Source organism: Bartonella vinsonii subsp. berkhoffii ATCC 51672 (genome assembly GCF_902825225.1).
GTDB lineage: Bacteria > Pseudomonadota > Alphaproteobacteria > Rhizobiales > Rhizobiaceae > Bartonella > Bartonella berkhoffii.
In genome coordinates this window covers 1-433 of the sequence record NZ_CADEAK010000185.1, presented here as the reverse complement: position 1 = coordinate 433, position 433 = coordinate 1, and the positions used below count along the sequence as shown (strand labels likewise).

At 44.8% G+C, this 433-nt stretch carries 1 protein-coding gene; it reads left to right on the top strand.

Going from position 1 to position 433, the window contains the following annotated elements:
- On the top strand, window positions 1-433 hold a 433-nt coding region (locus J7R10_RS08850; protein ID WP_208436491.1), incomplete at both ends, for a hypothetical protein.

Genomic DNA, 433 nt, shown 5'->3' with positions numbered 1-433 from the left:
ACCGCGCTGAAGAAGAGGATGACGAAAAGATTGTCGACATCATCAATGACGAGGAAGAGGACGAAGACGATAGTGACATCGACAAAAACGCCGAAGACTTCGACGATGAAGAAGAAAACGAAGATGAGGATGAAGACAATGAGGACAATGAAAACAAGCGCGAAGATATGAAAGCCGTGCTTGAAAAAGAAAGAAAGCGCGCAAAAGCACTAACAACTCTTGAAAAGCAAGCAAAGCACTTAGGCGTTTCTTTTGACGCAGCAAAAGCTATTCAAAACGGTATGAGTCTCGAAAAAGCACGCCAATGTGTGTTGACGGCTGCTAGCTCTCAAAGCGCGTCTTTAAAACTCTCGCCTTATACCCCTCATAGTGATGGGACGAGCATGGCAAAGATTCATACAAAATGGGAAGCAGCTTGGAGGGCAGTGAAATT